Raw genomic sequence first — 26,369 nt, forward strand, 5'->3', positions numbered from 1 at the left:
TAATATGAGCAATGATGAGCTTTGATATCCATACCATCTGCCTAATATTCGGCCTGACGGTCCTTCTGGAAGTTTTCATCCTTTACGTTCAATTTCGGAAGGGTAAAGACTTCCCTGGTTTTCTCTGGCTGATACTTGGGACACTAACGATTAGCTTTTATTATTTATTCCTCTTCTCGCAAGGGTTCATTTCGTATGGCATATACTCATTTGTCATCGAAGATATCTTCCTCGCAGCAAGCGGTCTGGTGCTTTTCCACGGGGTCCTTGTTTTCTTCCGAATACTCAAGAAGAAAAGCCTCCACCCCATCCTGTTCATTGCACTCTATGGCCTGGTACTACTAATTTCCCTATTATTTGATAATTACCTCATACCCAACGCCCTCTCTGCCTTTAGCTTTGCTGGCTTTTCTTTCCTAATAGCCATTATCACCTTAAAACAGAAATCCCTGGCAGATCGACCGTTCCGCCATTTTATTGGTATAGCCTTCATTGCCAATACTCTCTTTTACCTGACCCATACGCTAGCGTGGTTGATCCTTCCCGCGCCAGACTTAAATAACCTGCCCACTACCATGCAGGCGATTTCATACTTTGTTCTTTATGCTTCAATTACACTTTGGAATTTTAGCTTTATTTATTTGATGAACCTTCGCTTAAACCAGGAAACTGTTGAAGCCGAAGAAAAATACACCCTGATGTTCAATACTATCCCGGACTCAGTCCTGATCACCAGGCTCCGAGATGGTCTTTTTAACGAAGTCAACCATGGCTTTACCAAAATGTCCGGGTATTCGCGCGAAGAAGTCCTCGGACAAACCACTTTGGATGTGGATATCTGGTTTGACCCAACCGAACGCGCCCGTTTCATCGTGCTTTTAACTGAAACCGGCGTAATTGAAGATATGGAATTCCAATTCCGTAAGAAAAATGGCCGCCCGCTTCTGGGGCTGCTTTCTTCGCGGATCATCCAGGTCAACAATGAGCCCCATATTCTCAGCGTGGTCAGAGATATCACCTCCCGTAAAAAAATGGAAGAGAAATTGCGCGAAAAAGAAGAAAAATATCGCTTCCTGACGGAAAATTCCGGTGATGTCATCTGGCACATCAATAAACGATTACGAATCGATTATATGAGTCCTGCCGACGAGAGAACTCGTGGATTCAAGCGTGAAGAAGTGATCGGCCAGCAAATTTGGGCTTTCTTCAAACCGGAAGGTGTTGAACTGGTAAGGCAAAAGATCACTCATCACCAGGAAAAAGAAGAAGTCGGCAATAACAATATGACCACCCGCTTTGAGATCGAGCAAAAATGTAAAGATGGCAGCTGGATCTGGACGGAAGTGGTCGCGGCACCCCACTATGACAATTATGGCAACCTGATCGGATATCATGGACTTTCCCGTGATATCACCGAACGTAAACATCTGCTCGATCAGCTCTATCAAGAAGCCACTATTGATGAATTAACCAATATTTCCAACCGCCGGCATTTCATGAACCTGGCAGAGCTGGAACTCCGCCGAGCACGCCGTTATCATCACCCCCTCTCAGTGGTCATTCTGGACTTTGATAACCTTAAAGGCATCAATGACACTTATGGCCACCTGGCTGGCGACCGCGCGCTGACGGTATTCGCCAAAATCGTCAAGGAAATCATCCGAGATGTCGATATCCTCGGACGGTTTGGCGGCGATGAATTTCTTTTGTTATTACCCGAGACGGACGCGGAACATGCCCTGTTGGTCATGGAGCGGATCCGCAGTGTGATGTCCACCTCACCTGTCTTCTACGGTGAGCGAAGCTTCATAGTCACCTTCAGTGCTGGTATTGCTTCCGTTGAGGATTGGTCCGATTCGCTTGAAGACTTGCTGAACCGGGCGGATAACGCCCTTTACCGGATTAAAGATAAAGGCGGAGACGGCGCCTCCACCAGTTCCTAACATTATTACCCTATATAGATCAAAAGGCCCGAGATTCGGGCCTTTTTTCATTAAGCAAATATGGTAGCATAGGCTGGGAAATAATTCGTCTCAAAAATGCCATAATCCAGAAACACATCCACAACTTCAGGGTCAAAATGTGTGCCCGATTCCGAGGTGATGATATACAAGGCCTGGCTCTCCGCCATTGCTTTGCGATATGGTCGGTCAGAAGTCAGCGCATCCCATACATCTGCAACAGCCACAATCCGTGCCAACCTGGGAATCTCATCCCCAGCCAAGCCAAATGGATATCCAGTGCCATCCCACCACTCATGATGGTAGAGCGGGATGACCATGGCAGGCTTATATTGGGGGTATTTGGTCAGCCATTCCATCGCGAAAAGTGGATGTTCCTGAACCACCTGAAACTCATAGGGGGTTAGGCGACCCGGCTTTTGCATGATGCTCTCCGGAATACCCAGCTTTCCAATATCATGAAGCAGTGTCCCTAATTGGATATTCATTAAACCACGTTTGGGAAGGCCCAGGCTATGGGCAATCTTTAAAGATAAAGAAGTCACCCTCAGCGTATGCTCTGTGATTTCTTTATCGTAAAGATCCAATGCCTGCAACCAGCGATTTGCATCCTGGTCGTTAATCGCCAAAAGATCTCTTTTTATTCGTCTAAATTCTGTGATGAGCTTTGATCGATCAGCCTTATTCCTTTCATAGAAAGGATCTCTAAGGTCGATACTCATCTGGTCTGTTCTTCTTTGTGTGTTCATTTTAATAATTCTTCTGTATAACAACAATGTGTCTTCCGCACAGTTATAGTATCCAACTGCGTAGGCTCCAATAGTGTCTTCCAGTACATTAATCCGAGCTAAGTAAACAATTGATTACCGAGAAATCATTGCTCCTAAGAATACCGGTGAATTAGTTGCGTCTCTCCTTTTCGATTGGTCGACAAAAATAGGTCTAGGCATTAATTAAAGTGTCATAAAGGAGTAGAGTCTGTTCAGATGGCTCAACATCAAATTTTTCTTCCAATTCCTGCCGGCATGCTTCGTATTGGCGGATGATTTCAGCCTTATTACCAGTCACGGCGTGGATCTTCATCGCAAGACGGTGAACTTCTTCATTGGCATTGTCTTCCGTCAAGGCCTGATGGCAGTAACGCAGGGCAGATTTATACACTTCTCTCTCAAAATACAAGTTCGCGATCGTATACAGCGCATCAATATACATCTGCCGGAATTTCTCCCGATCCGGGATCGCCCAGTAATCGTCAACTTCTGGCAAATAATCGCCGCCATATTGCTGAATGGCATGTGAGAGGTGTTTGATCTTCTGCCGGGGTTCATCCACTTCATTAGCCCGTTGAATGGAGGTCAGGAAGATCTCCACATCGAAGGCATATTCCTGCATGGGATTGAAGCGATACATCCCTTCCGCAAGCAAGATCACCTGCTTACCGACAGCGCTGCGCAAGCGATAAAGGGTATTCTTGAACTTAATGTCCAACTCCTCAGTGGAGGCATCCGGCCACATATATAACCCGACCTGTTCTTTGGTCAGCCCACCGGGATGGGCCAAAAAGACAAAGAACATTTCTTTGGCGGCATGTACCTGCCAGTCACTGGTCGTGATCAGAATATTCTGAAGCCAAACCTTCTCTCCACCAAAAGCCTGGATCCTGAGCTGATGCGGAGCATTGATCAAGTTCTCATTGGAGAGCACTTTGATAAAATGCTCAACGACTTTTGGGTCGAAGTGGGAGCCGGATTGTGAAATGATCAGGTTGAGCGCTTCTTCCTTACTCAGGGCTCTGCGATAGGGCCTGTCTGAGGTGAGTGCATCCCACACATCAACAACTGAGAACATTCTGGCAGCCAGGGGGATATCCTTCCCCTTCAGCCCCAGCGGGTATCCACTGCCATCCCATCTTTCATGGTGGTAATAGGGAATTTGCAAAGCGGGTTTGAGGAGTTCGAGCTGCGAAAGCCATTTTTTGGCAAACAGGGGATGCCGCCGGACGACATCAAATTCTTCTTCGGTCAACTTGCCGTGCTTGGAGATAATTTCATCCGGGATGCTGATCTTGCCGATATCGTGCAGCAATGCGCCTCGGCGGATATGGACCAATTCTTCGTCGGGGAAGCCCATCTCCCGCGCCAGTTCCATTGCCAGGTTAACAACTCTTTCTGTGTGCCCGCTGGCTTCTTTCTGTTGTGTTTCAAAAGCAGCCGCCCAAGCTTCAATCGTCCGATCGTAAGCATTGAGCGCTTCATCTTTTAACTTTTCAATTTCTATGTCTTTTTCAATAAAGGTGGAAAGAACACCAAGCCGTTCTGTGACTAGCTTGAGAATAAATCCATCATCATCCAGACCTGTCCGGCTGCATTTCGCCCCGTTTTCTGAGTAATGAAATTCCACCTGACCAATTTGGTTCTGGAAAGTTTTAATGGGTTCAACGATCTCATGAGTAGCCCTTCCGACCTTTCCATAGGAATAGGTTTTGTTCCTATAGATTATGCGAGCCGAGGTGATATCAGGGCATGCCAAAGTTTCCGGGAGAAAACGTACGACCTTTCGAAGAGCTTTATCACTCACCTGTGATAGCTCCTCACCGGTCTCAAGTTCTTCCCAGAACGCATTGAACTTAGCCAATCTATCTTTGAACGAAGTCGTTGTCATAACCATTCCTCAGCGCCCTATCACTACTAAAGGGTTGTGATGGTCTAACTTTCCATTTCACAACAGTATCTAGAGCAAGTTTTGTGCCATTATTAATCAATTCTTATTTTTTCCAATACCAAATCTTAATTTAATCGTTAATTTCTCATCCACAGATAAATAAAATTCTATCTGGTCTCATTGCAAATTCGTTGCCAAATCCTACTCTTGGCCGAAATTCTGCCGTAAAACGCTCGAATGTCAAAGGCTTATTGTTGCAAGTGACATTTTCATCAAACATAATAACGTATACGAGGCTCAGTTGTAATTAATTATCTTTTATGTTTTTTGTTACTGTTTTGTTCCAAATTGAACATTCCATGGGAGCTTACGCCAGTATTTTAATTTCTACCCAAAAATGTGTCCAATACTGGAAAGGCCTTTCATAAATGAGCATAATCTGAGACCTATCCTCAATATAATAGAACAGTAAAGCGGGTGTCATTGTTATGAAACTGACTTCTAAATGAAATGAAACAGAGTCATTTACCTTAGACACAAGTCATTTACGCGTATTATTATGTTAATCTATGCTTTGATAGTGACGAATTTTGCGACGCGATCCCAGCCCCACCCTTCTTGGCTCGCAAATCATAATCGTAATATCAAGCAGACCACTATACCCTAAGAGGCAAAAACTACCAAACCTGGTTTGGCTTCTGGGGGAGTAACGAAATATACGTTATCATTGTTCTGATCACATATCTTTAAAATAAGACGCCTGATGATCAGTCTTGAGGTGACAAATGAAAAATAAAACCGATCTTCAAATCCGAAAACTATTTCTACATATCCTCCTGTTGGTCTTGTGGAACATGGTAGGGGCTTATGTGCTCATTTACTTTGCACCAACCCTCAGCCTGGTTGGGATGGCCCTCAACCTGTTCATCATTGTATTTTCACTGACAAACCTATTCCCCTTTGCCTCATGGGTGAGTCTGATCATCGCAACGGGCGTCTTTGCAGGAACAGGATACAGTCTAATCAACAACCAAATGGTTTTCATCGTGTCAACCGTAATGGGTACAGCTGTTTTCCTGATCACCGCCATCATCTGCAACATTTATGCACATGTTGTCCGAAAGATCGAGTTAAAATTTGCAGGGCTTCAACAAGTCGCTGATTCTCTGATGATTTACGATGAGTCCACCTCTCTGATGCGCTGGAAATTTGCGAACCAAACTCTAATTACAGAAATCATGCGTGGGCGACGCTATCACCACGACGTTTCGTTGGTCCTTTTCGATTACCTCCAAAGAGACCAACTCTCCGAAGAAGATCTCCAAAAGGTCAATAAAAAAGTGGCTGAGGTTCTTTTGGATGGTATCCGCACGAACTTGGATATTGCCTTCATAAACGATCGAATGGGGCTGATCCTTCCCGAAACAGGCGATAAGGGTGCTCTAATCGTCACCCAACGCCTGATTCAGAAGATCAACAAAGCAAGTGATACTCAGGCCAAAGCTGGTATTGCCAGCTTCCCGCAAGACGCCATCACAGAGGATGAAATCCTTCTTCGGGCCAAGACCGCCCTCCAAACAGCTTTAGGCTCAGATCAACAGGTGGTCACCTATCTAGGTGTGGATTCAGAATCATTAGCAGACTTAGACCAGCCAGACCTTGAAACAATGGAAGAATCAGAAGAACAAGATCAACAACAGGTCTATGTCAATATTTTGGAAAGAATCAATTTGGATGATGACCAATGGGTTGTCTGGATTGAGGGTTTTGACAAAATGGATGATATTTCCGTGGTAGAGGAGAAGCTAAATGAAATCGACCACATCCAGGGAATTGATTTCCTCTTCCTGCAGGAAAATCACCTGGTGGTCAAGATCCGTTCCGGCTTGTCGGATCTGATCAAAGCTGAAATGCCATTCCCGGGATGGGATGTTGTGAAAACCAGCCCCAAAAACCGCTACCTCTTGATTAGGCAAGTCCAATAACGGATACTCTAAAGTGCTTCGTGGGTGTATTTCACCCAATAAAAACTGATAACAAAAAAACGCCCCTCTCATCGGATCAAACCTTGAGCTTGGGCGTTTTTACATTTAAGGTATTAGTTGCGCTTATTTATTCTTCGGCGTAACCGCAAAGAGCCAATGCGCCAGGCCCGGTGTTGATCCCCAAAACAGGCCCGGTTACATTGACCAACAGTTCAACAGGGTTGAAATCCTTATTGATGCGTTCCACCAGCTTTTGAGCTTCTTCGAAAGCATTGCCGTGTAGAACGGCAATATGAAGCTTCTTGCCACCCGCTAATTGCTCAAAGAATTTCTTATAGAGCATTTCCTTGAGGGCGCGCTGCGTCCGGGCCAACCCGGTGGGCTGGACGCGGCCTGATTGGTGATCAATGGAAACAAGCGGTTTCACCTTGAGGATAGTCCCCACCCATTTGACGGCATCACCAATTCGGCCGCCGTATTGCAGATATTCCAGCGTCTCCATTGCAACCATCTGCACCATACCAGTCCGAACTTTGGCAACCTTCTCAACGATTTCATCCAGGCTCGCCCCCTCATCCCTGGCGCGGGCGGCTGTTAATACCTGCCATCCCAAGGTCATGGTAGGACCTTTTGAATCGATCACTTCCACTCGGATGGGCGCATCAGCTGCGGCTTGCTTGGCCATGTTGTACGTACCGGACATTGCGCTGGAAACAGTGAGTATCACAGCTTCCGTCGCACCGAGTTCTATCGCCTGATTAATCGCTGCCAAGAAATCACCGGTGCTGACCTGGGCCGTGGTCGGTCGTTGCTTCTCGGTGGTTAACCGTTCATAGAATTCAACTGGTTGAATATCCACCCGATCGCGAAGTTGTTGGTCATCCCAAATGATATATTGAGGAACAACCACAATTCCATATTCTTCAATCAATTCATCAGGGACATCACAAGTGCTATCAGTAATAATGGTGATCATACGTTTTCCTCCGGGTAAAATAACAATAACATTATAGAACAGTATTCCTTTGACACCAATGAAAAAACTGCACTTTTTGTAAATTCTTTATTAATTTCCTTGGATTTTCAGGATACATTGTCAAGCTTGGGCTTCAATGCTATATTTGAGGTGAACAATCTGGCAAAGCCCATTCTCTTCGAAAGGCTATCGTAAAACATGAACCTCCGTAAACTTCGCCTTCATCTTTCACCTAAGCGATTTACGGTTCAGTTGATCGTCATCTTTGTGGCATTCACCCTCGGGACGATCCTGGCATTAGGCATTCCTGCGACTCTCGTGCTGGAGCATCAGACCCAAACCCAGCTCAAAGCCCTCTTGGATCAGGCCGATCATACCACCCAGGCCCTTTTAGATAGCAAACTTAATCAACTCGATAACCTGGCTGTCCTTCTGGTCCAGCGCCCTACCTTGAAATCTCTATTAGCAATCAATGCCGATTCAGAAACTCTTCACACCTACCTGGTAGGCATCCAAAATAGTTCTGGTTTTGACGCCATCCTGATTTGCGATGGAGAAACTCCTCTCGCCTCAGCCAGTCCAGAGGATACCGACAGACTATGCGAGAGAACTTCATCAGGCAATATCCTTTCCATTGAGGGGACAGCCTGGATGGTTACCCAGGCCCCACTGGAAAACGGAAACGATATTGTGGTCGGACAGCTATTGAGTGGGATCATAAATGAATTTACAACCCAAAGCAGACTGGATTACGCTTTTTACATTGACAATGACCTGGTCAGCAGCAACCTAGCCGTTCACCCCACGGAACTTGATCACATCAAACCAAAAAACCTGACCAATTACCAAATCCTATCCCTGCCTGCTGAAGGTCAGGGAAACCAAATAGTGATGGTCAAGACACTAACCGGGCTCGACAATCCCGATCAGCAGTGGCTGGCTTTCCTCCATGTTGCGCCGTATATCCAGGCGAATCGGCAATTACGCTGGATCATTATTCTAGTCCTATCGCTCATCAGCCTCCTGGCGGCTTTCCTTGCGGTCATCATTTCCAGAAAGATCAGTAAGCCCCTCAACAAACTTGCTCAATCCGCGGTTCGGCTCCGTGAAGGAGATCTCACCACCCAATTAACCACAGTCTCCGACCTTTGGGAAATTGACCAACTCGCCAATGCGCTTGAAGATGCGCGGGTCAGCCTAAAACACTCCCTGGATCAGCTCCAGAAGGAAAAAATCTGGATCGAAGGGCTGCTCAACGCCATTGTGGAAGGCCTGCTCACGCTGGACAATCGCCATTATGTGACCTTTGCCAGCGCCTCCACCTTCCGGCTCACCGGCAAAACACCCTCAGAGATCATCGGTGCACCCATTGACGAGATCCTCACAACCATGCCCGGCGAGGATCGTTTCAGCCAACAGATCCCCCTGGCGGATCAGGTCCGCCGGATACCGGTCCTGATTGGTGAGAAAGAAGTCCTGCTGGCCGTATCCCGCTCCGAATTTATCCCACCCGATGCCGGCAACGCCACCACAGCCCTGGTAATCCGGGATGTTTCCGACGAAGAACGCATCCATCATCTGATCGGCGAGTTCATGGCCAACATCACCCATGAATTCCGGACGCCATTGGCAGCCCTCTCGGCATCGGTTGAGCTTCTGGTCGACCAGCTCCCAGATCTCACGCCACCTGAAATTGAACAGCTCCTCCATACGATCAATATCGGCATCGTCAATCTCCAATCCCTGATCGACAACCTGATCGAAGCTGCCAGCATTGAAGGCGGTCGCTTCAAAGTCAATCCACAGCCGGTTGCCTTCAGTCAGATTGTGGAAGAGGCCGTACTGACGATGGAGCCAATTGCCCGCCTGCATCACGTTTCCATCAAAAGCCCCGAAACGAAACAAGATATCATCGTGAGAGCGGATAAACGCCGGACAATCCAGGTGCTGATCAATCTGCTTTCCAACGCCATCAAGCACAGCCCGCAGGAAAGTCAGATTACCATTCGCTCCCTTTTGATTGAGAAGGCCATCCTGGTGGAAGTGCAGGACCAAGGTTCGGGCATTCCTGAGAATCTGCAAAACCAGGTCTTCAACCGTTTCCTCACGCCAAAATCCGCAGAAGATGCCCCCCAATTGGGGCTTGGGCTGGGCTTATCGGTAGTAAAAGCCATTATCGAATCCCAATCCGGTCAGGTGGGGTACTGCAACCCTGAAACCGGTGGCGCCCTTTTCTGGTTTACCCTGCCAACCACCTCTGGAGGTGAATGATGAAAGCTCTGATCGTTGATGATGATCGCACCTTATCAGATCTCCTGGCCTTCACGCTCCGCAGGGCTGGATTTGAGACTTTATTGGCCTTTGATACCCCCGAGGCCATCCGAGTTTTCCATCAGGAACCGGTCGATATCATCATTCTGGATGTCAATTTGCCGGGTGAAAGCCAGCTACGGGACGGCTTTGATGTTTGCTGTGAGATCCGCAAGACCTCCAATGTCCCCATCATCCTGCTCACCGTGCGCGATGAGGAAGAGGACATCATCAAAGGCCTAAACCTGGGTGCAGATGATTACATCCTCAAGCCCTTCAGTCCCCGTCAGTTGGTCGCCCGGGTGCAAACAGTCCTCCGCCGTGCGGGGGAAGGTCAAATACTCTCGTCAGCCCCCTTCACCATCAAAGATATCTGCTTTGATCCAAACCGGCATGAATTTACCCGCGGGGATTCTGATCCCGTGGTACTCACACGTCTGGAGAGCCAATTGATGGAAGTGTTATTCCTGAATATCAACCAGGTGCTCCCGACCACCAGCCTGATTGATCATGTTTGGGGTCCCGGCGGTGCCACACAGGAAATGTTGCGGCAGTTGATTCGCCGCTTGCGTCAAAAGATTGAAATTGACCCCAGTAATCCCAAGATGATCCAGAATCATCCCGGAATCGGCTACAGTTTCGCTCCCTAGACCCCTTTTTTTACCCCAAAATATATCACACGTTTGTCACATAGCTATCACGATGCCGGTCACATCCTCTGAGTAGAATTTAATGGAAATCAAAGCCAGGCTCCAATGCTTGGCTCTTTTTCAGTCAGAGGATTTAATGTCGATTCGCTTGGAAAATATCAGTAAATATTACGGCCGCCAGGTTGTCGTCAATAATGTGAACCTGGAAATTGACAACGGCGAGTTTTTTGTGCTGCTGGGTGCCAGCGGCAGTGGAAAGACCACCGTTCTAAACATCATCGCCGGGCTGATCGAACCGGATCAGGGGCGGGTCTGGCTGCATGGCCGGGATGTTTCCCACGAATCACCTCAGAAGCGCAATATTGGGTTTGTCTTTCAAAATTACGCCCTTTTTCAATCCATGACCGTTGCTCAGAACATCGAGTTTGGTCTGCGGGTTCGAAAAGTTCCAATGGAACAACGCCAGCGAAGGCGGGATGAACTTCTGGAAATGGTCGGTCTGGTTGGCTTGGGAAACCGAATGACAGCCCAACTCTCCGGGGGACAGCAACAGAGAGTCGCCCTGGCAAGAGCCCTGGCCATTGAACCGGATGTTCTGCTATTGGACGAACCTCTCGGTGCACTGGATGCCAAAATCAGGGTTGAACTGCGCAGAAGTCTTAAGAAGATTCAGCGGCAACTAGGGGTTGCCGCAATATTGGTAACGCATGATCAGGAAGAGGCCTTTGACCTGGGGGACCGGATCGGCGTAATGAACTATGGAAGGCTGATCGAGGTTGGAACGCCACATGAGCTCTATCAATTCCCCAAAACGGAATATGTGGCCTCCTTCCTCGGATCAGCTAATTTGCTGCTTGGACAACGCAATGGTCATGAGGTCTTCCTGGGCTCTCATGGCTTTCCTATTCCAGCGGAGACCTACGATCTTCATGCCGGCCATCGGGCGCAAATTCTCTCCCGGCCTGAGGACATTGACCTGGCCAAGGCTGAGACCAATCTAAGCGGTCTGCCACTTGGTCAGGGCAAGGTCATTGAGATGGGTTTCAATGGCCCCAATGAACATCTCCGCGTAGAGATGCCTCCAATTAAAGGTGTCCGGGCTATATCACCGGTTACACCATATGGCATCCCCGGCTTCGTGATGGATGTCAATCGTTCACCAGAACAAAGCACCAGTTTTCCAATCGAAATGAACCAACAAGTATGGGTCGGGATTCGGCGTTTGCATGTACTCTCCCACCCTGGTTTAAATTTCCTAATTCTCTCCGATGGTACCCTACGCAGCCAATCCGCGCTGATCCAGGGCGGCTATTTGGGCCGCATGGCACATGCCCAGGTGACGATTCTGGGGATTGGTCAGGACCAGGCCAAATTGGAAGATCATTTGCTGGATGCCCGTAAGGAAGTCGGCAGCGGAATGGCCTCCCTGGAGGTTGAACTCTCCGATCAGCCGTTCAATAAAGCTGTGACCAAAGTGGCAGATGAAAAACCTTACGACCTGGCTGTTCTGGGATGGCGCCCTACGGCTGGCATTGAACAGCCTGAGCAAATTCTGCAAACCGGCGAGCAGCACCTTTTCCTGGCAACCCAACCCACGGCTCAGTTACAAAAGGCATTGATCCTTTTGGCAAGCGGCGAACCTGGCAAAGACAATGTCTTCTTCGCCGGCCGCTTCTTGCGCCACTTTGGGGCCGAAGCCACCCTGCTCACCGTGCTGCCTGAGACAGATGTTGATGATTATGAATACACGCGTGTGGAGCGCTTCCTCAATGATGGACAAAACAGCCTGGCCCGGTTCGGTGTGCAATCCAACGTTTTGATCCGGGAAGGTGACATTCTCTCAGCAATCCAGGCAGAAATGCAGCAACAGGATTATGACCTGGTTGTGTTAGGGGCGCCGTTGCCTGGCCGCTCTGGACATTTTGAGTTGGAAGGTTTGATCAAATCCATCCTGACAACGGTGGAGGATTGTTCTTTCCTAATCGTTCGCTCACATCAACTGCAACGCTTGCAGGAAAACATCAGGAGATCGAAATGAAAATTAATTTTAAAACGCTCTTAATAATTGCCATACTGGCTGTTTCGCTTGGGGCCTGCTCCTCAGTGGCCGAAGAACCCACTGGTGATCAGATCAACCTGATCCTGGCCGCGTATACCACACCCCGTGAAGCCTATGGTGAGATCATCCCCCTCTTCCAGGCTTATTGGTTCGAAGAAACCGGTCAGCAAGTCATTTTTGAAGAATCCTACCTTGGCTCCGGGGCCCAATCCCGGGCAGTGGTGGAGGGCTTTGAAGCGGATGTGATTGCCCTCTCTTTGGAAGCGGACGTAAACCGCATTCAGAATGCCGGCTTGATCACTCACGACTGGAAAACGGCGAAAAACAATGGCATCGTCACCACCTCCGTCGTCAGCCTTGCCGTCCGGGAAAGCAATCCTAAAGGCGTCAGCAATTGGGCGGACCTGACCCAGCCGGGACTGGAAGTTCTGACCCCCAACCCCAACACCAGCGGTGGTGCGATGTGGAATGTACTGGCTGTTTATGGCGCTGCTCTGCGCGGTCAGGTCGATGGTGTGCCGGGGGATGACCCGGATGCCGCCTATGACTTCCTCGTTCAGGTCCTCCAAAATGTCAGCGTGATGGACAAAGCCGCCCGAGATAGCATCCTCAACTTCGAAATGGGGATCGGTGATTTGGCAATCACCTATGAAAATGAGATCCTGGTTGGGCGTCAATCCGGCCAGACTTATGAACGTGTCATTCCATCTTCCACTATTCTGATCCAGAATCCCGTTGCGGTTGTGGATGCCTCAGTGGATGAACACGGTACCCGCGAAGTGGCCGAAGCTTTCGTGAACTTCCTCTTCACCCCGGAAGCTCAGGCAATTTTTGCAAAATTCGGCCTGCGGGTGGTCAATGAAGATGTCGCTGCTGAAAATGAAGCTGAATACCCACCAGTGGAGGATATATTCACAGTGGATTACTTCGGTGGCTGGGATGCCATCATGACAGATATCTTTGGCGAAGACGGTATTTATAACCAAGCAATTGCATCTGCTCAAGGGGACGCGCAGTAATGAACCTGGCATTAAATCAGGGAGGCCGGGAAACCGGAGTGTCAAAATGGTTCTTGCGCGTCCCCGCCCTCCTCTATGTCACGTTGATGATCCTTGTACCCTTAATCGTCATCGTGGAGGATGGGTTTCGGGAAGGCTTGAGCGGCCTGGTCCATCAGATCAGTGTTCCGATCGCTCAACACGCCATCCTGCTGACCTTATGGACGGCAGCCCTCATGACCCTAATCAATGCCATCATGGGACTGGCAACCGCCTACGTTCTCGTACGTTATGAATTCCCTGGCAAGCGGCTCCTGAATGCGATCGTCGACTTGCCGCTTGCCATCCCAACCCTGGTGACCGGTGTGATGCTGGTGATGCTCTATGGCCCACAAAGCGCGCTGGGCGGTTTCCTTTCACAGAAAATCGAACTGGATATCATCTTCGCCCCACCCGGGATCGTGGTCGCACTGCTGTTCATTTCCTTCCCCTTTGTCGTCCGAAGCATCCAGCCCGTCCTGATGAACCTGGACCTCTCTCAAGAAGATGCCGCAGCAACACTGGGCGCTAAGCCCTGGTACACCTTCCGCACTGTCGTCCTGCCAACCTTACTCCCCCCATTAATCAGTGGGTCGCTGCTCAGTTTTTCGAGGGCTGTCGGTGAATTTGGCGCGGTCGTCATTGTGGCAGGAAACATCCCCCTGAAAACCCAGACAGCGGCAGTTTATGTTCTGGGCGCCGTCGAATCTGAAAACAGGCTTGGCGCAAGTGCCGTCTCCTTATTGCTCCTCGCCATTGCGATCATCATTCTGATGGTTGCCAATAAAATTCAAAAATCCTGGGGAGCACGGCATGAAAACTAACATCCGCAGCTTAGGCGGCTGGCTGTTACTGACGCTGGTCATTGCCTATCTCGGCTTCTTGATCGCGGCACCCATCGGCGCATTAATCAAAGGCGCTTTCCAGAATGGTCTGGAGGCTGCCTGGCAGAGCCTTATCTCGATCCCCTTCCTGCAGTCGGTTTGGCTTTCCTTCAGGATTGCGATAGTTGTTGTGCTTGTACAGGCTGTGTTCGGCTCACTGACCGCCTGGGTTCTCGTCCGCCAGGAATTTTTTGGTAAGGCACTGATCAACGGTCTGCTGGATATCCCCTTTGCCCTCTCACCGGTTGTGGTCGGTTATATGCTTCTGCTGCTTTTTGGTCGCAACGGTCATCTCGGTTCGCTTCTGGATGCACTCGATATCCAGGTGGCCTTCGCAGTGCCAGGCATGTTCCTGGCCACGTTGTTCGTCAGCCTGCCCTTCATGGTTCGCGAGATGGTCCCCGTCATTCAGCAATTGGACCTTTCACAGGAGAGTGCCGCTGCCACTCTCGGCGCATCAAAGTGGCGGATCTTTTGGCAGGTGATTATCCCCCAACTCAAAACTGCCCTCATCTATGGCATGACACTCACCTTTGCCCGGGCCCTGGGAGAATTTGGCGCTGTGTTAGTCATCGGCGGCGGCGTGCAGGGACGCACGGAAACCGCAACCCTCTACATCTTCCGCTCGTTGGACGAACGCCAATATACGGATGCTTATGTCGCTGCAATTGTCCTGGGGTTGTTTTCCGTCCTGTTGGTCCTGATCGCCGATGCGCTCAAGCGAAAACGCAGTCAAGTCTAATGCTTATAAGCTGCCATGTGACTGCAGCCGGCTAATCAAATCTTCCAGATCATCCTCAGAAACAAATTGGTCAAATCCGCTGCCGGGCATCAGCCTCGCAGCTTGATAAATTTCCTTCTTCATTGCTTCGGAATAAGGCGAAGTCATCTCGAGAGCCTCATCAAAAGCCGCGATGATCCGAGCCGCCAGGTCACTGACCCCTTGCGCCATCGCCTGTTTTTCAATCCTAATTAATTCACCAAAGCCAAGTGGATCCTGTTTCTCAGGTTTGATCTTTTCCCAACGATTCAGATAATCCGTTAGCGAATCGATATGTAAAACCACAGTTCTCGGGTAATTCTTGAGCATCAGGTTATAGGGCTCATCAAACCCGGCGTTCTCCATCCGGCGCGAATCGCTGCGCAGGATCACAGTTGGTTTTGCCAGGAATTTCGCCATCATATACTCCGCCACCGTTCCTGCGTCCAACTCCAGGCCGTCGAATTGTGCCAGCAGCAAGTCCGTCCGCATCACATGCCAGAGATCTGTATTTCGGATCTGGATTGACACATCCGGATGCTCAAATCCCTCCGGTTGTTCCGATTGCGGCAGGATCAATTGATATTTCCCGCTGGATTGTTCCCAAATCGCTTCCTTTATGGCAAGGTTCATCGCCAATTCACGATAGGTGAAAAGGCCGCCAGCGGCGTAAATCGTATAGGGTTCATTCTTTGGATGGGATTGTGTCGTTTTGGGCATTTTCACTCCTGAGCCTGCTCTCATGTATGATAAAAACAGCGAAAAAATTCTAGGTTTCCTAAGTATAACCAAAAAAAGCCTCAGGTAGATTTTTCCGCTATTAATTTTGATGTTTGGTTAATATTTCATTAAATTTTTATTTATTCTAATCTATTTTTAATTTTTACTAGGTTATACGGCTAGACATAATTTTTATGCCTGGTATATAATTAACTATCAATTCTTTACTTGGAGGTAAAAATGATGTTACGTCAACGAACTAAATGGTTCACTTTCGCCATGATCGTGATAATGCTATTTATCGCGGTCACACCGGTTACGGCGGCTCCGAAAGACACCGTGCGAGTCTGGGTGTCCTATCAGAGCGGCAAGAAAGCGGAAGTGTTCCAGGCCCTCGACAAGGCCAAAGCTCAACTCCACTATGACTTCCCTGAACTGGAAGCCTATGTGGTCACCCTTCCTGAAGCGGCCCTCAATGGCATCGTGAACAATCCCTTTGTGATCGATGTTGAAGAGGATCCGGTTCGCTATGCTATCGACCCCGTAGAAGTAGCCGTTGCCCCCGGTCCCGATGATACCGTGGATGTCAATGGCCAGGTTATTCCCTGGGGTATCGATGCCGTTCAGGCCCGTGAAGTCTGGGATGCAGATTATGACGCCGTTGTTGACGATGGTGCTCCTGATGGTTCCGGTATCACCGTCTGCATTATCGACACGGGTTACTATGCTGACCATGAGGATTTGATCGATTCAACCACTGGTCTGTCCCAGGTAGACGATGACTACACTCGGGATGGCGAAGGTCATGGTTCCCATGTTGCAGGCACCATTTCCGCCCTCAACAACAGCATCGGCGTTGTCGGTGTGACCCCCGGTACAGTTAATTTGACCATTGTCAAGATCTTCAATGATGATGGCGTTTGGACCAGTGCCTCAAACCTGGTTAGCGCTATTTACACCTGCCGTGACAACGGCGCTGATGTTATCAGCATGAGCCTGGGAGGCGTGACCTCCAGCCGGAAAGAACAGCGCGCCTTTGATGAACTTTATGCTGCTGGCATCCTTTCCATTGCTGCAGCCGGTAATGAACAGCAAGAAACCCCCGGCGCTTATGAATATCCCGGATCTTATGATTCCGTCGTCTCTGTAGCAGCAGTCGATTCTGCGCTGAATATAGCCGATTTCTCCCAACAAAATGATCAAGTGGAAATTGCTGCTCCCGGTGTGGGCGTTCTATCCACCATTCCTTATGTTGACACTAACCTGGTCAGTGTGGCTGGCGTGGATTACATCGCCAATCATATTGAATACAGTGCTCTAGGGACAGCATCCGGCGCTTTCGTTGATGGTGGTCTCTGCACCACCACCGGCCCTTGGTCCGGTCAAGTCGTTCTCTGTTCCCGCGGCGACATCTCCTTCTATGACAAGGTGATGAATGTTCAGAATAGTGGCGGCGCAGCTGCCGTGATTTATAACAATGAACCTGGCAATTTCCTGGGTACCCTGGGCGATGGCGCTTCATCCAGCATCATCGGTGTATCCCTCAGCCAGGAAGACGGCCAATATCTAGTCGCCAATGAACTGGGCAACGTTGCGACAATCACCAGCACCCATGACTGGCCAACCAGTGGCTACGAAGCTTGGGGCGGCACATCCATGGCTACCCCGCACGTTTCCGGTGTGGCAGCTCTGATCTGGTCCGCGAATCCCTCCTGGACCAACGTTCAGATCCGCGAAGCATTGAACGCAACTGCGATTGATCTCGGTGCCGCTGGCCGTGATTCGGTCTTTGGCTATGGTCTGGTACAGGCTGCGGCTGCTCTCGAGTATCTGCAGGGCGGCGTGACACCTCCGCCACCCCCGCCACCAACTGGCGCACTCATTGCTGAAATTGTGGCCCCCGCCGAAGGCACCGTCTTTGCCAACCGCCAAACAGCGACCATTGAAGTTGCCGTGGTGGATGACAATAGCGATCCGGTTGCCGGCGCATCAGTTTCCGTGGTCGTGACCGGCTCCACCGGCAAGACCGTGAGCCTCTCCGGCACCACTGGCGCAGATGGTATTGCTAGCATGTCCTTCAAGATCAACGCTGGCAAGACAGGTTACGGCACTTATCTCGTGAACGCAACCGCCTCAATGACAGGCTATGATGATGGTACAGCGTCCAGCACATTTATCGTTCAATAGAATAACTAGCTAGTAAAAAAATTAGAGGCTGACCAATTGGTCAGCCTCTTTTATTGTCAGAAATCCATTAAATCAATTGCATAGAGAATGAATCCTTATCAGACTGCTTCTTCAATCTCAACCTTTGTTGAACCTGCCCAAAAGCCCTTCGAGTTAAGCCATTTTCCAAAAGCAACCAGGCTCAACATAACTGGCACCTCCCAGAACAATCCCATTGTCGTTCCCAAAGCAGCTTCGGAACCGACACCATACAGTGCAACGGCAGATGCAATCGCAATTTCAAAATGGCTGGATGATCCAATTAAGACCGTGATAATTGCTTCCCGATATTTAAGCTTGAACAACTTGGTCATCAAGATGTTATAGCCTACGACAAGAACAAAACCTAACAATAGAGGGATTGAAACAAGCAACAACTTATCAAAATTCTGCAAAAGCACTTGACCATTTAAAGAGAAGAGAATCACCAAAGTTGATAACAAGGCAATAGTAGATATTTTTCCAACAACAGGGCGATATTTTTGGGTAAACCAGGAATCACCTTTCCATTGGATTAGTACTCTCTTGGTGAAAATTCCAAGCACCATAGGTAAACCTATGAATACTAAAGCGGAAATCAATAGCAAACCTCGATCCAAAGGGATACCTTGGATGCCAGTCAATAAACTGACCACTGGAACATAGAAGAACATAATCGTAATTGTGTTTAAACTGGTGTTGATTACATTTTGCTCTTGGTTGCCATCAGCCAGCTTTCCCCATACCAACACCATGGCAGTACAGGGACTCGAGCCCAACAAAATGACAGCAACGAGTAATTGCGGGTTATCTTGTAAAAACAAATTTGCCAGTACTGCAGTTAATAATGGCGCTACAAGCCAGTTGGAAATCATTGTGAGCAAAATGGGTAAAGGATTCTTTCGCAGCTTTCTGATTTCTGAAAATTGGATATTCAACATGGCGGGATACATCATTAGGAATAGACATATACCTATTGGTATGGAAATACCCCTAATCTGCCATGAATTGATTTTCTCCCCAATTCCAGGCAACAGTATTGATAATAAGATGCCAGCGCCCATACAAAGCGCGACCCAAATGGCAAGAAATTTTTCAAACGTACTTATGTGTTTTTCTGCAGATTCCATAATTATCAGTCCTCACAATGATTGAATGGTGCACTTGATGAACATTTCAACATACAGTATTTTTCGGACCACAAATATCCTTACAGGGCTGAATTCTGTCCTTATCAAAGAATTCATCAAAGAATAATTTGATCTGATCAAACGCCTCTTCATTGATCGAATAATAAATCCAGCGCCCATCATCTTCATCCCTCTTTGCCTTCACAAGACCTGAATCACATAGGATTGCCAAGTGATGAGAAACCAAATTAGCAGATAAGGATAATGATTTGCCTAACTCACAGTTACACTGAATACCTTCGATGATTTTGTTCAGCAGCAATAAACGATTCGGCTCCCCGAGAACTTTTAATACAGTTGCTAGCTGATCTATCGGTTGATTTAAACTTTCTTCCGCTCTCATATTTCCCAACCTGTCTCTTTTGACAACAACATAAAAAACCGTTTACCTGACCCTCAAAGACTTTGATGTTCAAATAAATCCTCAATTAGTTCAATGCAGATTGAATTATATAGTTAATAGCTCTTCTGTCAAGTGATCACCTTTTTATCAGGCCGAAATTCATCCCCCAGCGATGTTCTGCCATCTCCATAAAAGTCTTTCGCCAACCATTGAACACCAAAATCGAATAAATTAACTAAGATTGTTTCTTTCCATCAATGTCACCTTCAAGGTTAAAACTGACTTCATAGTAAGGGCACCTACACCATCGACTCAACCGCCTCGATGACCGGCTATGATGATACTTCAGCGTCCAGCACATTTATCGTTCAATAGAATAACTAGCTAGTATAAAAATTAGAGGCTGACCAATTGGTCAGCCTCTTTTACTTCAATTTAATTAATTATCGAGTTCTATAACTCGATTCTATTGGTCCACATAATTTATAATCTGAATGCCCCCCTCCCAACATCAAATATCCTTGATAGACGATATTCCATCCGCTAATTCTTTTTATACTGCCAAAATTCGATAGACTTCCACGACGATAATCAAGGACAAATAAATCCGACCCCTCTTTACCAACAGCGGAAATCCCTATTTCTCTTGGATTTGAAGAAAAATAAACATTCAATGCCTCACTTGGAAAGTCAAAAGATCCTATTACAGACATGTCTTCAAGGTCATACAGCCAAAGGGTGCTATTTAATCCATCTTGCATGACCATCAGATCATATTCATTGCTGAAACCAACCAACACAAGCCTATTAGGTGTCTTCAGTATATTGTTGGTGCTGCCATCTTCAAGGTTGACTAAATTTACTTTGGTTATCGCACCCTTTTTATGAATGAAGTACAATCCCCTGTCTCCCCAAAACATTTGCGAACTATACCCATCAGGCAGGGCATACGTAAGTTCGTTTTGTAATTCTCCGCTCCTGTCGAGGATATAAATTGTATCTGGGTCCACATGGACAGCAATTTGAGTTTCATCCGGTGACCAGGATTTTTGCGTGCATCCGCTGTGCTCAAACTGGAAAGCATTGGTAGTCAGAACCTCATTTTCCGGATCGATTTTGTAGATGACTACCTTATTTTTATTTGGACAATACCCCGGTTGATCATATCCATCTGAAATAAAGGCAGTACTATCAGCAGCCCACTCAGCGCCATAGACAATGCCAACCTCCTCATCTTGATAGAGAATGAGATCTGGATTGATCAGCGAATAGCCCACAAAAGCCCAGGGATCTTCTGAGTCATCGGATATCTGGGTTTGCACAACAAACCATTCTCCATTGGGAGAAAATTGATCGGCATTCAGAATGAACGGATCGCCGTCTTTTATTGCCATCAGTTGGGAGGTTATTGCCTCTGCGGCATCCTCAACCTCACTAACCTGTGGCCGACACGAGGTCAGTAGAAAAAGACATCCGAATAAGAAAACCAGTAAGCTGTGCAGTTTAATTTTCATCACCACCAACTTTGAATCATCCAGGAATAATCCACCGCGCTTGATTCACAAAGGGGCCAAGAAGTGTAACTGAACATAAAACGGTCGGATGCATTCCTTACCAGTCACAATTGTTGAAACAGTAACCGCAATCCCAAATTCTACCCAAGGTCGAATGCACCCAAGAATTACAGGAATAACTCTTGCGGAAATGTCGGAAAATATCAAAAGAAACCTCAGGTGTTCCATAGATCGATATCTTGTATTCAAACCGGCCATGAGGTGCTTTCGGAATTTCATCCAAGTAATCCGGTACCAGGCTATCGAGATCTTCCGGATATACGCCTTGATCTGCGTTGTATACATCAATCACGGCAATGATCAAATCACCATCTCGCTGCCCCTGCTGAAGCTCATCCTGATAATGAAGAGGGTTGTTATCACAGGAAACCAGCAGCAGGCAAATCACGAGGAGCGCGAACATTCTTAAAGCTGTTCTCATTTCACTTACCTCATTGGGTCACGTTGCAGTGTTTAGACAGTTTAATCTTTCATTATTTTCTTAACATCGTTGACGCACTGTTCAAGCAATTCATCCGGATCAATCCCATCCCTTGATACGATCCTACCGTACCGGTCCATCCCCTCAACCCGGTAATAGCCCTGCGATATTTCATCAATGCGGAATGCCCAACCGTCAACTTTTCCCTTGATTGGAAAATTGATTAATTTGTCATCACACTTTTTGGTAATTTCCTTCGTAAAGCTCGTTTTCGGCTTATCGCCTTTTTGAGAATATTTAAAAATAGTCTGAAGCTTCTCCTTGTTTATTCCCAAAATCTCCTCGCCATTCATGATTCGTTCTATTGCTCGAGTCACCAAAAAACTTGATAACCCAAGTAGCAGACAACAACCAAAGAAATATGGCACAAGTATGTTACTTGCCTCAGAAGACGGTTGAGACATCATTAATAACTCAGAACTGAAGTACAAAATGATGAACATTAGTAATGGCTTAACGATGCATGAGAGGATTTTGTCCTTCGGATACCGCCAAAGATAATAAACCAACCTAAATGCAATAATGATTATGACTAAATATATTATCCCTGTGAGTATTTTTATAAACATGGTAATTTCTCTGAAAGACTCCCCGTTTTCCTGACAGCTTTTGTAATCCAGTTCATGCTAGACTTAATTCTTCATCACCTTCTCGAAATTCACCCCCATTCGAAGGTATAATGGGCGGAACAGGGCTCGAACCTGCGACCTCATCTGTGTAAGAGATGCGCTCTAACCAACTGAGCTACCCGCCCAACGAGAATATTATACCGCAGAACATCTGAATTGATATCTAAATTATGAAAATTCTTCGCTTCTCAACCCCCGATCTCTCCCCCCGGTATGGCTGGCTGCACGAAGCCCTTGTCGGTCAGCTGGATGGCGACCCCTTCAGCGCCTATCGTCGGCTCGACCCGGAATTCCCGGTCGAAACGGTCACGCTCCTGCCCCCTGTTCGGCCATCCAAGATCATCTGTGTGGGCCGCAACTTTGAAGCCCATGCCCGAGAGATGGATAACCCCGTGGATGAGATTCCATTGCTCTTCCTCAAGCCGCCCAGCAGTTTGACCGCACCGGGCAACCCGATCATCCTGCCACCCCAATCCCGCCAGGTGCAACACGAAGCTGAACTGGCTGTGGTGATTGGTAAACAGGGCCGCTGGATCCATCCGGATAACGCCATGGACCACGTCTTCGGTTACACCATCGCCAATGACGTCACCGCCCGTGACCTGCAGCGTTCGGACCGCCTCTTCACCCGCGCCAAGGGCTTCGACACTTTCTGCCCCCTCGGCCCCTGGATCGAGACGGATTTCGACCCCTCCGATGCCCTCATCACCTGCCATGTCGGTGACGAATTACGCCAAATGGCCTCCACCCGCGATATGGTCTTCACTATCCCGCAGCTGATCGTTTTCGCCTCCTCGATCATGACCCTCGAACCCGGCGACCTGATCCTGACAGGCACACCAGCAGGTGTCGGCGACCTGACGGCGGGCATCAGCGTCAGCATCACCATTGAAGGCCTGGGCACGCTGACCAACCCCGTCCTGAGCGAAGCAGACTAACCCCAATCAATTGACATTTGCCCCACCTCCGGTTAAATTTAGACCATGAGTGTCGGAATTCTGCGTCTCTCGTTTCGCCTGCCGGAATGTCACTCCCTCAAGGAAAAACGCGGCCGGATCAAGCCTGTGATCGCCCGTCTGCACCGGGAATTTAACGTCTCGGTGGCGGAGGTTGACGACCAGGACCTCTGGCAGAGCTGTGGATTGCTGGTGGCGTGTGCCTCGGGCAGCGGTCGCCAGGCAGAGATCGTCCTGACCCGTGTGCTTCAATATCTCGAGACGCACTGGCCCGACCTGCCGCTCACGGATGAACAAATCGAAATTATCAACTAAGGATCATTATGGACCTGGGATTAAAAGGAAAGATTGCCCTGCTCACGGGTGCCAGCAGCGGGCTTGGCTTCGCCACGGCAAAGACTCTCGCTGCCGAAGGTGTCCGGCTGGCCATCAACAGCCGCAATCTAGAGAACCTGGAACGGGCTAAAGCCGAACTGACAGCACTCGGAGCAGAGGTACTGACCCTGCCTGCCGATGTCAGCGACCCCGCCACACCCCAAAAGTTGGTTGAGGCGACCGTCTCAGCCTATGGCGGGCTGGACCTGCTCTTCACCAATTCAGGCGGTCCACCGCCAATGCGTTTTGAGGATGTGGATGACGCTGCCTGGCAATCCGCTGTGGAACTGGCCTTCCTCAGCCACGTGCGCCTGATCCGCGCTGCCCTGCCGGCCCTGCGCCGGTCAGACACCCCTTCAGTCCTCACGGTCACCTCAGTCTCGGTCAAACAGCCGATCCCTGCTCTGGTGCTCTCCAACAGCGTCCGGGCAGCCACCGTCGGGCTGACCAAAACCCTTGCGCTGGAATTGGGTGAGGACGGGATCCGCTTCAATTCGATCCTCCCCTCGTGGACCCAAACCGAACGGGTTGAGAAACTCCTGGCGGACCGTGCCCAGCGTAACGGCACCACCCGCGAACAGGAGATTGAAAAACAAAACCAGCAGAGTGCGCTGGGTCGCATGGCATCCCCTCAGGAATTCGCCAACGCCGCCGCCTTCCTGCTTTCACCCGCTGCCTCCTACATCACCGGCGTCATGCTCACAGTGGATGGCGGCAGCTATAAAGGAACTTTCTAACGTGCCCAATTCATCTCAAGAGACCCTCTGGCGGAGGGTCGAACGCATCCTGCCTACCGTAACCAAACCCGGGCGCTATGTCGGCGGCGAACTGAACCAGGTTATCAAAGCCTGGGACTCAGTCCGCACCCATATAGCGCTGGTCTTCCCCGATATCTACGACCTCGGCCAATCCAACCTCGGCCTGATGCTGCTCTATGACATCCTCAACCAACGGGAGGACATCGCTGCGGAACGGGCCTATTCACCCTGGCTCGATATGGAAAGCGCTCTGCGGGAGAACGATATTCCGCTCTACAGCCTGGAAAACAAGCGCGCCCTGGCGGATTTCGACATCCTCGGCATCAGCCTGCCCTATGAAACGCTCTACACCAACTTCCTAAACATCCTCGACCTGGCCCACCTGCCCCTGCGCAGTGCGAACCGGGACGAATCCCATCCCCTGATCATCGCCGGCGGCCAGTCGGTCTACAACCCCGAACCCGTGTCACCTTTCGTGGACGCTTTTGTGGTTGGTGAGGGCGAAGAAGCTATTGTGGATGTGGTAAACACTCATCAGGCCTGGAAAACCGCTGGCGGTAGCAAGCAAGAGCTTCTGGCAGCCCTGGCGAAAATCCCGGGGGTTTACGTCCCATCTCTCTATCAGATGGATTTCAACGCCGACGGCACGATTGCCGCTGTCACGCCCGAAAGCCCGGACCTTGCGCTGCCGATAGTCAAGCGGATCAACGCCAAATTGCCCCCACCCCTCACCCGCTTCCTGGTCCCCAATGTGGAAGTAGTGCAGGAGCGCGTTAGCGTGGAAATCATGCGGGGCTGCACCCGCGGCTGCCGCTTCTGCCATGCGGGGATGGTCAACCGCCCGATCCGTGAGCGACCGCTGGATGAGATCCTCACCGCCCTGAAAACCGGGCTGGACCAGACAGGCTATGAAGAAGTCAGCCTGCTCTCGCTTTCATCATCAGACTATTCCCAGATCATCCCATTGATCAATGGGCTACGCGAATTGCTTCAGGAACGCCAGGTCAATATCACCCTGCCCTCCCTGCGGATCGAATCCTTCACCGAAGACCTGATGGACGAACTCCAGTCCCTCACGCCTGGCGGTGGATTCACCCTGGCCCCCGAGGCTGGTACGGAGCGCATGCGCGCCATCATCAATAAACCGATCAGCGACGAAGCCTTCATGGATACCGTCCGCTCCGTTTTCAAACATGGCTGGAAGACCATCAAGCTCTACTTCATGATCGGCCATCCTCAGGAAACGCTCGAGGACGTGGCCGCGATCGCTGAACTCTGCAAGGCTGTGCTCTATGAAGGCCGGCAGATTGCCGGCGGACGCACCCGCGTTCATGCCGGGATCAGCACCTTCATTCCCAAGCCGCATACGCCTTTCCAGTGGGTCGGCTTTGACTCGCTCGAGTCCATCCAACAGAAGCTGGATATCCTCCACCAGGGCTTGCACGGCGCCAAGGTCAAGATGACCTGGAATGACCCTGAAGCCTCCCTGCTGGAATCCTGGCTCTCCCGTGGTGACCGGCGGCTTTCGGAGGTGATCCTCAAAGCCTGGCAGAATGGCGCAAGGTTTGATGCCTGGTCGGATCAGTTCAACATGGCGCATTGGCGGGCAGCCTTCACAGAGGTAGGTCTGGACCCCGATTTCTACAGTCACCGCGCTCGCGGGCTCGATGAAATCCTCCCCTGGGATCACATAAACGCCGGTGTGAAAAAATCTTTCCTCAAAACCGATTACCAATGGAGCCTGCAGGGCAAAACCCGCCCGGATTGTCGGGGCGGCTGCTATGGCTGCGGGATACTCTCCGCCTTCAATGAACTCCGCCTGGTTGCCCCCGATGGGGGCTGGAAGTGCCCCTAA

22 protein-coding genes and 1 tRNA gene are annotated in these 26,369 nt (G+C 49.3%); 13 read left to right on the top strand and 10 right to left on the bottom strand.

Annotated elements, in window-relative coordinates; all coding sequences use genetic code 11:
- Positions 1–11 precede the first annotated feature (11 nt).
- Complete coding sequence (locus JR338_04820; protein ID QRN84070.1) at positions 12–1,943, top strand: diguanylate cyclase; 1,932 nt, start codon at positions 12–14, stop codon at positions 1,941–1,943.
- A gap of 50 nt (positions 1,944–1,993) precedes the next feature.
- Here JR338_04820 and JR338_04825 read toward each other — a convergent pair whose 3' ends face one another.
- Positions 1,994–2,590 carry an HD-GYP domain-containing protein gene (locus tag JR338_04825; GenBank protein ID QRN84071.1) on the bottom strand — a complete coding sequence of 199 codons (597 nt, stop codon included), beginning with the start codon at positions 2,588–2,590 and terminating at the stop codon, positions 1,994–1,996.
- 313 nt (positions 2,591–2,903) lie between these two features.
- The gene (locus JR338_04830) at positions 2,904–4,622 is read right to left on the bottom strand and encodes an HD domain-containing protein (protein ID QRN84072.1); all 1,719 of its coding nucleotides are present in this window, start codon (positions 4,620–4,622) and stop codon (positions 2,904–2,906) included.
- Between the two features lie 785 nt (positions 4,623–5,407).
- Between JR338_04830 and JR338_04835 the strand changes: the two genes are divergently transcribed.
- Entirely contained in the window at positions 5,408–6,607 is a 1,200-nt protein-coding gene (locus JR338_04835; GenBank protein ID QRN84073.1) for a hypothetical protein, read from the top strand.
- 127 nt (positions 6,608–6,734) lie between these two features.
- On the opposite strand, the gene JR338_04840 is transcribed toward JR338_04835, so the two are convergent.
- A complete protein-coding gene (locus JR338_04840; protein QRN84074.1) occupies positions 6,735–7,583 on the bottom strand; it encodes a DegV family protein in 849 nt (282 codons plus the stop codon).
- 198 nt (positions 7,584–7,781) lie between these two features.
- Here JR338_04840 and JR338_04845 point away from each other — a divergent pair, with 198 nt between their 5' ends.
- From JR338_04845 to modB, 6 genes are all read left to right on the top strand, one after another.
- On the top strand, positions 7,782–9,854 hold the full coding sequence (locus tag JR338_04845) for a HAMP domain-containing protein (protein QRN84075.1): 2,073 nt from the start codon (positions 7,782–7,784) through the stop codon (positions 9,852–9,854).
- The gene (locus JR338_04850; protein QRN84076.1) at positions 9,851–10,543 is read left to right on the top strand and encodes a response regulator transcription factor; all 693 of its coding nucleotides are present in this window, start codon (positions 9,851–9,853) and stop codon (positions 10,541–10,543) included. Before JR338_04845 ends, JR338_04850 begins: the two co-directional genes overlap by 4 nt.
- A gap of 136 nt (positions 10,544–10,679) precedes the next feature.
- The gene (locus JR338_04855) at positions 10,680–12,581 is read left to right on the top strand and encodes an ATP-binding cassette domain-containing protein (protein QRN84077.1); all 1,902 of its coding nucleotides are present in this window, start codon (positions 10,680–10,682) and stop codon (positions 12,579–12,581) included.
- Positions 12,578–13,621, top strand: a complete 1,044-nt coding sequence (locus JR338_04860) for a sulfate ABC transporter substrate-binding protein (GenBank protein QRN84078.1) — start codon at positions 12,578–12,580, stop codon at positions 13,619–13,621. Before JR338_04855 ends, JR338_04860 begins: the two co-directional genes overlap by 4 nt.
- On the top strand, positions 13,621–14,463 hold the full coding sequence (gene cysT / locus JR338_04865) for a sulfate ABC transporter permease subunit CysT (protein QRN84079.1): 843 nt from the start codon (positions 13,621–13,623) through the stop codon (positions 14,461–14,463). The genes JR338_04860 and cysT overlap by 1 nt, the downstream gene beginning before the upstream one ends.
- Entirely contained in the window at positions 14,453–15,265 is an 813-nt protein-coding gene (modB, locus tag JR338_04870; GenBank protein ID QRN84080.1) for a molybdate ABC transporter permease subunit, read from the top strand. The genes cysT and modB overlap by 11 nt, the downstream gene beginning before the upstream one ends.
- 3 nt (positions 15,266–15,268) lie before the next feature.
- Here modB and JR338_04875 read toward each other — a convergent pair whose 3' ends face one another.
- Complete coding sequence (locus JR338_04875; GenBank protein QRN84081.1) at positions 15,269–16,003, bottom strand: nucleoside 2-deoxyribosyltransferase; 735 nt, start codon at positions 16,001–16,003, stop codon at positions 15,269–15,271.
- Between the two features lie 240 nt (positions 16,004–16,243).
- On the opposite strand from JR338_04875, the gene JR338_04880 reads away from it, so the two are divergent.
- Positions 16,244–18,190, top strand: coding sequence for a S8 family serine peptidase (locus tag JR338_04880; GenBank protein ID QRN84082.1), 1,947 nt, complete (start codon positions 16,244–16,246; stop codon positions 18,188–18,190).
- 98 nt (positions 18,191–18,288) lie between these two features.
- Here the strand turns inward: JR338_04880 and JR338_04885 are convergent, their stop codons facing one another.
- The 6 genes from JR338_04885 to JR338_04910 form a co-directional block, all read right to left on the bottom strand.
- Positions 18,289–19,338, bottom strand: a complete 1,050-nt coding sequence (locus tag JR338_04885; GenBank protein ID QRN84083.1) for an arsenic resistance protein — start codon at positions 19,336–19,338, stop codon at positions 18,289–18,291.
- A 46-nt stretch (positions 19,339–19,384) separates the two neighbouring features.
- Positions 19,385–19,741 carry a winged helix-turn-helix transcriptional regulator gene (locus JR338_04890; protein ID QRN84084.1) on the bottom strand — a complete coding sequence of 119 codons (357 nt, stop codon included), beginning with the start codon at positions 19,739–19,741 and terminating at the stop codon, positions 19,385–19,387.
- A gap of 443 nt (positions 19,742–20,184) precedes the next feature.
- Positions 20,185–21,255 carry a WD40 repeat domain-containing protein gene (locus JR338_04895; protein ID QRN84085.1) on the bottom strand — a complete coding sequence of 357 codons (1,071 nt, stop codon included), beginning with the start codon at positions 21,253–21,255 and terminating at the stop codon, positions 20,185–20,187.
- Positions 21,256–21,352: 97 nt separating this feature from the next.
- On the bottom strand, positions 21,353–21,736 hold the full coding sequence (locus JR338_04900) for a hypothetical protein (GenBank protein QRN84086.1): 384 nt from the start codon (positions 21,734–21,736) through the stop codon (positions 21,353–21,355).
- Between the two features lie 41 nt (positions 21,737–21,777).
- Positions 21,778–22,089: a hypothetical protein gene (locus JR338_04905; protein ID QRN84087.1), complete on the bottom strand. Its 312-nt coding sequence runs from the start codon at positions 22,087–22,089 to the stop codon at positions 21,778–21,780.
- Between the two features lie 387 nt (positions 22,090–22,476).
- Positions 22,477–22,550, bottom strand: a tRNA-Val gene (locus JR338_04910).
- A gap of 45 nt (positions 22,551–22,595) precedes the next feature.
- On the opposite strand from JR338_04910, the gene JR338_04915 reads away from it, so the two are divergent.
- From JR338_04915 to JR338_04930, 4 genes are read left to right on the top strand one after another with little or no spacing between them, the layout of a single operon-like run.
- Positions 22,596–23,363 (top strand): fumarylacetoacetate hydrolase family protein, encoded by a 768-nt coding sequence (locus JR338_04915; protein QRN84088.1) that lies wholly within the window; start codon positions 22,596–22,598, stop codon positions 23,361–23,363.
- Between the two features lie 45 nt (positions 23,364–23,408).
- The gene (locus JR338_04920) at positions 23,409–23,696 is read left to right on the top strand and encodes a DUF503 domain-containing protein (GenBank protein QRN84089.1); all 288 of its coding nucleotides are present in this window, start codon (positions 23,409–23,411) and stop codon (positions 23,694–23,696) included.
- A gap of 8 nt (positions 23,697–23,704) precedes the next feature.
- Positions 23,705–24,493, top strand: a complete 789-nt coding sequence (locus JR338_04925) for an SDR family oxidoreductase (protein QRN84090.1) — start codon at positions 23,705–23,707, stop codon at positions 24,491–24,493.
- On the top strand, positions 24,465–26,369 hold the full coding sequence (locus JR338_04930; protein QRN84091.1) for a TIGR03960 family B12-binding radical SAM protein: 1,905 nt from the start codon (positions 24,465–24,467) through the stop codon (positions 26,367–26,369). Before JR338_04925 ends, JR338_04930 begins: the two co-directional genes overlap by 29 nt.

This window comes from Chloroflexota bacterium (genome assembly GCA_016887485.1).
GTDB lineage: Bacteria > Chloroflexota > Anaerolineae > Anaerolineales > Anaerolineaceae > Brevifilum.